Annotated in this window: 5 protein-coding genes and 1 pseudogene (1 of these 6 only partly in view); 4 read left to right on the forward strand and 2 right to left on the reverse strand. The window is 68.3% G+C overall.

What is annotated here, in order from left to right:
- The first annotated feature begins 27 nt into the window (after positions 1-27).
- Positions 28-1239, forward strand: coding sequence for an ABC transporter substrate-binding protein (locus DEW08_RS27005; protein ID WP_109333150.1), 1212 nt, complete (start codon positions 28-30; stop codon positions 1237-1239).
- 592 nt (positions 1240-1831) lie between these two features.
- Here DEW08_RS27005 and mhpT read toward each other — a convergent pair.
- Both mhpT and DEW08_RS27015 read right to left on the reverse strand, forming a co-directional pair.
- On the reverse strand, positions 1832-3037 hold the full coding sequence (gene mhpT / locus DEW08_RS27010; RefSeq protein WP_109333152.1) for a 3-(3-hydroxy-phenyl)propionate transporter MhpT: 1206 nt from the start codon (positions 3035-3037) through the stop codon (positions 1832-1834).
- An 82-nt stretch (positions 3038-3119) separates the two neighbouring features.
- Positions 3120-3539, reverse strand: coding sequence for a MarR family winged helix-turn-helix transcriptional regulator (locus DEW08_RS27015; RefSeq protein ID WP_168220528.1), 420 nt, complete (start codon positions 3537-3539; stop codon positions 3120-3122).
- A gap of 182 nt (positions 3540-3721) precedes the next feature.
- On the opposite strand from DEW08_RS27015, the gene DEW08_RS27020 reads away from it, so the two are divergent.
- The 3 genes and pseudogenes from DEW08_RS27020 to DEW08_RS27030 form a co-directional block, all read left to right on the forward strand.
- A complete protein-coding gene (locus tag DEW08_RS27020; RefSeq protein ID WP_109333156.1) occupies positions 3722-5134 on the forward strand; it encodes an aldehyde dehydrogenase in 1413 nt (470 codons plus the stop codon).
- Between the two features lie 92 nt (positions 5135-5226).
- Positions 5227-6051, forward strand: coding sequence for a p-hydroxycinnamoyl CoA hydratase/lyase (locus DEW08_RS27025; protein ID WP_109333158.1), 825 nt, complete (start codon positions 5227-5229; stop codon positions 6049-6051).
- A 28-nt stretch (positions 6052-6079) separates the two neighbouring features.
- Positions 6080-7171 (forward strand): annotated as a pseudogene (locus tag DEW08_RS27030) (AMP-binding protein) (it continues 418 nt past the right edge of the window).

Below are 7171 nucleotides of genomic sequence, written 5' to 3' on the forward strand. Positions count from 1 at the left end.
TCCAATAAGGACTGGGGGAGGTTCACGATGACGTCAGTGGTGCGGAGTTTGGCGCGGAGTTTGGCGCGGAGTTTGGCGGTGGCGGCCGTGCTGGGAACAGCGGCCGGGACGATCCCGGCCGGGTCACCCGCCCTGGCGGCCGACCCGGTGAAGATCGGCCTGATCCTGCCGATGTCCGGCCCCTTCGCCTCGACCGGCAAGCAGATCGAGGCGGCGGTCAGGCTCTACCAGCAGCTCAACGGCGACAGCGTCGCCGGCCGCAAGGTCGAGGTGATCGTCAAGGACGACACCGGCGTGGCGCCCGACATGACCAAGCGCCTGGCCCAGGAGCTGGTGGTGAAGGAGAAGGTGTCCGTCCTCGCCGGCTTCGGGCTGACCCCGCTGGCGCTGTCGGCCGCCCCGGTGTCGGAGCAGGCGAAGACGCCGATGATCGTCATGGCGGCGGCCTCCTCCGTCATCACCACCAAGTCGCCCTACATCCTGCGCACGTCCGGCACCTTGCCGCAGTCGGCCGCGTCCATCGCCCAATGGGCGGCGAAGAACGGCGCTGCCAAGATGTATTCGATGGTGACCGACTATGGCCCGGGCATCGATGCGGAAACCGTGTTCAAGCAGCGCTTCGCCGCGTCCGGCGGCACCGTGGTCGGCGATGTCCGCATCCCGCTGAAGAACCCGGACTACGGTCCCTTCATGCAGCGCGCCAAGGACACCGCCCCCGACGCGATCTTCGCCTTCGTGCCCTCTGGCGAGGGGGCCTCCTTCATGAAGGAGTTCGCCGAGCGCGGGCTGGCCAAGGCCGGAGTGCGGCTGCTCGCCACCGGCGACGTCACCGACGACGACATCCTGCCGGCGATGGGCGACGCCGCCATCGGCACGGTGACCGCGCACTATTACTCCGCCGCCCACCCGTCGGCGGAGAACAAGGCCTATGTCGAGGCGTTCCGTAAGGCGAACGGCGGACTGCGCCCCAACTTCATGTCGGTCGGCGGCTGGGACGGCATGCATCTGGTCTATGAGGTGCTGAAGAAGACCGGCGGCAAGGCCGACGGCGACAGCTTCGTCGCCGCCGCCAAGGGCATGAGCTGGACCAGCCCGCGCGGCCCGGTGACCATCGACGCCGACACCCGTGACATCATCCAGGACATCTACATCCGGAAGGTCGAGCGCCGGGACGGCGAGCTGTTCAACGTCGAGTTCGACAAGGTCACCGCGGTGAAGGATCCTGGCAAGGGCGGTTGAGCTTGTGGATCGGCGCCCAAGGCTGAACCAGGAGCAGAGGCGATCCAATCCACCGATTTGTTACGATGCCTGAGCTTCCGGGTGGCCCTCTGTCGGCGTCGACAGAGGGCCACCTTCTTGAAAAGACGAGTGGGAAAAATCAAGGCGATGGATGCCGTTGGTCCGTGGCCCAGGCCTGGAAGCCGATCCACAGACAGCACGCTCTTCGTTGCCGGCCCGCCAGCGCAGGTGCTGAGGCCGCGAGGCGTGGTCCTGGACGTCGTCGGTGCCGCGCTTGCACCGTCTGGGGATGGTCTCGGTGCTCATGCCGCGACGCTCGGCCAGCACGCCGGAGGACCCGGCAGTGACGGTCGGGCTGTGCTCTGTTGAAGGGGAATGGCACGATCCGAGTTGAGCGATGAGCAGCTTCAGCATTTGCCGGCGCCGCTTCCGCCGGAACGCCCGTGGACCGGCCGACCGGCGCGGGACCTGGAGCGCACCATGCGTTCGCGATTTCACGTAAGCAGGTCTGGAACTGGAGCATCATCGTCCCCGGAGATCCACATATGCGCGGTTGCCGGCGAATACGCGGTCGCCGGCGAGCGTGTGGCGCTCAGGCCGGAACCGCGGCACGGTAGCTGCGTCGCAGGATCAACGCGACGGTCGCCAGCCCACAGACCGCCGCGATCGGCAGGATCGCATAAAGCAGGTGCTGCGGTCCCATGCCGCTCGCCAGCAGCGCCCCGGCGAAGAGCGGACCTACGATCGATCCGATCCGCCCGACCGCAACCGCTAGGCCGACCCCGGTGCCGCGCACTTCCGCCGGATAGCATTGCGGCGCGAGCCCGTAGAGCAGAGCCTGCGCGCCCAGCAGCGTCGCACCGACGAAGGTTCCGGCCGCCAGCGCCGCCACGACGTTGCCCGCCGGAACGGCCGAAAGCAGTGCGATCGCCACGGTGAGCCCCACAAAGCATCCGACGGCCGCAAGCGCCGGCCGTTCGCTGTCGAGCAGCCGGCCGCCGATGACGCTCCCGACCGCGCCGCCGACATTGAAGACGACCTGCACCAGAGAGGCCTGTTCACGAGCGAATCCGAGTGAGACGAGAAGCTGCGGCAGCCAGTTGAGCAACAGATAGACGACGACGAGCCCGCAGAAGAATGCGCTCCACAGCAGAACGGTCCCCACCATTGTTCCAGGCGCGAACAGCACCTGCCGGCGGTTCGTCGGCATCGCCGCGTCACGGGCCACCTTGAACGGCGCCAGGAGCAGCAGGAGCGGAACGACAAGCAGGATCGGCAACACCCCGCCGATGAGGAAGATCGACTGCCAGTCCCCGTGCAGGCCCATCATGGCGACGGCGCTTGCGATCGCGCCGCCGAGCGGCACGCCCGCATACATGATGGCGACCGCCCGCCCGCGCCGTGCCGGGGCCGACGACTCCGCAGCAATCGCAACGAGGTTGGGCAGCGCGCCGCCCAGACCGACACCCGTCAGGAAGCGCAGGATCAGAAGCTGTTCAAAGGTCCCGGCCCAGACGGTCAGAACGGAGAACACGCCAAAAGCGACGAGGGCCAGCGCCAGACCCGCCCGCCGGCCCCAGCGGTCCGCAATCAGACCGCCGCCCAGCGCCCCGAACATCAGTCCGAAGGTGGCTGACGAGAAGAACAGGCCCATCTGGTCGGGCTGCAGGCCGAAGGCCGGAGCGAGCTTGGGCGCGGCGACGCCAGCGGCTTGGAGATCGAATCCTTCGATGACCGCCGCCAGGAACACGAGCGCGAGCGCCCGCGTCCCCGCACCGGCGTGCGAGACCGTGGTCATTGCAGAAATCCTCCCGAATATGCCGCTGATCGCGGCTGCCTTTTGCGGTTGCCCGGCCGGTCGGCCGGCCGGGTTCAGTCTCTCATTCGTCCTTCCAGACCTTTGCGAGCAGCAGGCGCAGCGTCTGCCGTTCGGCGGCGGTCAGCGCTCCGAAGGTCCGTGCCTCATGCTCGTCGACCCTGGCCCGCCAGCCGGCGAGCGCATCGGCGCCGGCCGGGCTCAGGTGAAGCCGCTGGATGCGGTTGTCCTCCCGGTCGGCTCGACGCTCGATCAGCCCGCGACCGTCGAAGTCGGCCAGCATCGGCGCCAGGTTCGCCCGCTGCAGCCGGAGGGCACGGGCAATCTCCGACGCGGTGATGCCCGGTTCCTCGTCGATCAGGCACAGCACGGTGAACGGCACCGGCCTCATCTCGTCGCCGAAGGTCGCAGCGATGCCGTTGAGATCCCGAATGGAGGCGCGGCGCAGGTGATAGCCGAGATAATCCTCGAGCTTGCTGGCCACGACCCGCTGCGGTGCCCGCGCTTTCATCCGATCCCCCCTGTCTGATGCAGGCGCTGCGAAACGACCCCTTGCCAAGACCATACTGTTATGTGATATAGCAGTCAATCGCTATGTTACATAACAATTTGCCTGACGCACCATGGGCTGCGTACCGCAGCCCCGGACAAGAGGGGAGACCCCTGATGGATAGCGTGGACCGCCGGTTCCGGCGGATGAACCCGATCAGCGGCGGGGTGGCGAGCGAGGCTCCGGCCGCGACGCCGGCTGCCGCTGCCGCCGCTGCCGATGCGGCGGCAGCCGCCTTTCCGGGCTGGGCCGCCCTCGGCCCGGGGGCACGGCGTGCGGCACTCCTCAAGGCGGCCGACGTCGTCGCCGCGCGCGGCGACGCCTTTGTCGCCGCCATGATGGCCGAGACCGGCAGTACGCAGGCGTGGGCACGCTTCAACGTCATGCTTGCCTCGTCCATGCTCCGTGAGGCCGCCGCGCTCACCACCCAGGTTGCGGGCGAGACCATTCCGTCCGACAAGCCCGGCAGCGTCGCCATGTCGGTACGCGAGCCGGTTGGCGTCGTCCTCGGGATCGCGCCCTGGAATGCTCCGGTCATCCTGGGTATCCGCGCCATTGCGACGCCGCTCGCCTGCGGCAACGCGGTGGTCTTCAAGGCAAGCGAGGTCTGCCCGCGGACCCATGGCCTGATCGTCGAGGCGTTCGAGGAGGCCGGCCTCCCGCGGGGTCTCGTCAGCCTCGTCACCAACGCGCCGGAGGATGCCGCGGAGGTGGTCGGCGCGCTCATCGACCACCCTGCCATCCGCCGGATCAACTTCACCGGCTCCACGGCAGTGGGCCGCATCATCGCGGCCCGCGCCGCGCAGAACCTGAAACCCGTGGTGCTGGAGCTCGGCGGCAAGGCGCCCTTCGTGGTGCTCGAGGACGCGGACATCGACGAGGCGGTGAAGGCCGCCGCCTTCGGTGCCTTCTTCAACCAGGGCCAGATCTGCATGTCTACCGAGCGGATCATCGTGGTCGACGCCATTGCCGACGCCTTTCTCGAGAAATTCGCCGCCAAGGTGAAGACCCTGACTGCAGGCGATCCGCGCCAGGCCGGAGCCCCGCTCGGGGCCGTGGTGGACCGGAAGACGACGGACAAGCTCGCCGAGCTGGTCGAAGACGCGGTGTCGAAGGGTGCCCACGTCATCTCCGCCGGCGCGGCCGAAGGCGTGCTCGTCCCGGCCCGCGTCGTCGTCGGCGTGACGCCTGAGATGCGACTCTACGCCGAGGAGAGCTTCGGTCCGGTTGTCGCCGTGATCCGCGCCCGGGACGAGGCGGACGCGATCCGCCTCGCCAACGACAGCGAATACGGCTTGTCGGCCGCGGTCTTCACCGGCGACGGGGCCCGGGGGCTCAAGGTCGCCCGTCAGATCAGATCGGGCATCTGCCATGTCAACGGACCGACCGTGCATGACGAGGCCCAGATGCCCTTCGGCGGTGTCGGCGCTTCCGGCTACGGCCGCTTCGGCGGCAAGGCCGGCATCGCCGAATTTACCGAGCTCCGCTGGATCACGCTCGCAACCGAGCCCGGCCACTACCCGATCTGAGCGGCCGTTCCGGGGCTCCCCAACCGTCCGCAGCAGCGATCCGGCCAGCTCCGGACGCTCCGCGGCCCTTCAAATCCAATCCTGGAGACACCATGACCTCCGACGTCGTGACCTTCGCCATTGAAGACCGCATCGCTTGGGTCCACTTCAACCGGCCCGAGAAACGGAACGCCATGAGTCCGACCTTGAACCGCCGGATGATGGACGTCCTCGACGAGCTCGAGTTCCGCGACGACGTAGGCGTCCTCGTCCTGACCGGGGAAGGGTCCGCCTGGACCGCCGGAATGGACCTGAAGGAGTATTTCCGGGAAACGGAAGCCGAAGGTCTCAAGGGCGTCCGCCGCAGCCAACGCGAGAGCTACGGCTGGTGGCGGCGGCTGCGCTGGTACCAGAAGCCGACGATCGCGATGGTCAACGGGTGGTGCTTTGGTGGTGGCTACGGCCCCCTCTTCGCCTGCGACCTCGCCTTCGCCGCCGACGAGGCGACGTTCGGCCTCTCGGAGATCAATTGGGGCATTCTTCCCGGCGGTGGCGCCACCAAGGTGGCCGTCGAACTCCTGCCCTTCCGCAAGGCCATGTACCACGCTCTTCTCGGCGAGCCGATCAATGGAAAGACCGCCGCCGAGTGGGGCCTCGTCAACGAGAGTCTGCCCTTGGCGCAGCTCAGGGACCGGGTGGTCGCGGTCTGCAGGGAGCTGCTCAAGAAGAACCCGGTCGCGCTGAAGGCCACCAAGGACGCGGTCCGCCGGGTCGGGGTGATGACCTACGACGAGGCCGAGGATTATCTCGTCCGCGCCCAGGAGGCGGCGAACTCCTACGATAATGACGGTCGCAGGGAAGGTCTTCGCCAGTTCATCGACGAGAAGAGCTACAAGCCCGGCCTTGGCGCCTACGACACGGGCCGCGTCAAACCCTGAGCCGTGATTCCGGGAGGGAACCTGACCCATGGAAGACTGGATCGCCCCTGATCCGGTGGCCCTGCACGCGCAGGGCCGTCCGGAGAAGCTCGCCCTCTTCGACCTCGCCACCGGCCGCCGCTGGACCTATGCCGCCCTCGACCGCGGGATCGACCAGGCGGTTGCCGCTCTCGCCGCCCTCGGCCTCGTCGCCGGCGGACGCATCGCGGCGCTGGCGAGGAACAGCGCCGACCTCCTGATCATTCATCTGGCGGCCATGCGGATGGGCGCGATCTTCGTTCCGTTGAACTGGCGCCTGGCGCCGGCGGAACTCGCCCCCATCCTCGCGGACTGTGCGCCCCAACTCCTCGTCGGCGACGGCACTGTCACGGTGGAAACTCCCGCAGGCTGCCGCGCGCTGTCGCTGCCTGACCTCGCTGCCGCGGTCGAGGCCGCCATCCCCGTCTCGAACCGTCCTCTCCGGTCGGCCCGGACCCCGTGCGTCATTCTCTACACCTCCGGCACGTCGGGGGTGCCGAAGGGGTGATCTTGACCCCGCAGACCCTCTTCTTCACGGGCGTCAACTTCGGCGTCCTTGGCGGGGTCACTCCCGCGTCCGTCTTCCTTTGCGAGTCCCCGATGTTCCACGTCATCGGGCTCGTCACCTCGCTTTGGCCGCCCCTGTTGTTCGGCGGGACCATTCTCGTGTCCCGCGGCTTCGACCCGGCGACGACCAATGGCCGCCTCGCCGACCGCAGCCTCGGCATCACCCATTACTTCTGCGTCCCACAGATGGCCGAGGCCCTGCGCCATGCCGAGGGCTTCCGACCCGGGGCGTGGTCGCTCACCGCGCTCTTCACCGGAGGGGCGCCGAATCCGCCCGCCAACATCCGCTGGTGGCTGGAGCAGGGCGTCCCATGGTCGACGGTTTCGGCATGACCGAGACCGGGACGGTCCTCGGCATGCCGCTCGACCCTGACCTCATCGCCGCCCACGCCGGTGCCGTCGGCATCGCCGGCCCCGCCACCGCCATCCGCATCGTCGACCTCGAGGAGCATGATGTGCCCGACGGGACTCCCGGCGAGCTTCTCGTAAAAGGCCCGAATGTCGCCCCGGGGTACTGGAACCGTCCGGAGGAGAG

Source organism: Azospirillum thermophilum (assembly GCF_003130795.1).
Lineage (GTDB): Bacteria > Pseudomonadota > Alphaproteobacteria > Azospirillales > Azospirillaceae > Azospirillum > Azospirillum thermophilum.

Coding starts and splice junctions, on each gene's coding strand:
- DEW08_RS27005 (WP_109333150.1), top strand. CDS start 28: ATGACGTCAGTGGTGCGGAGTTTGGCGCGGAGTTTGGCGCGGAGTTTG.
- mhpT (WP_109333152.1), bottom strand. CDS start 3,037: ATGACCACGGTCTCGCACGCCGGTGCGGGGACGCGGGCGCTCGCGCTC.
- DEW08_RS27020 (WP_109333156.1), top strand. CDS start 3,722: ATGGATAGCGTGGACCGCCGGTTCCGGCGGATGAACCCGATCAGCGGC.
- DEW08_RS27025 (WP_109333158.1), top strand. CDS start 5,227: ATGACCTCCGACGTCGTGACCTTCGCCATTGAAGACCGCATCGCTTGG.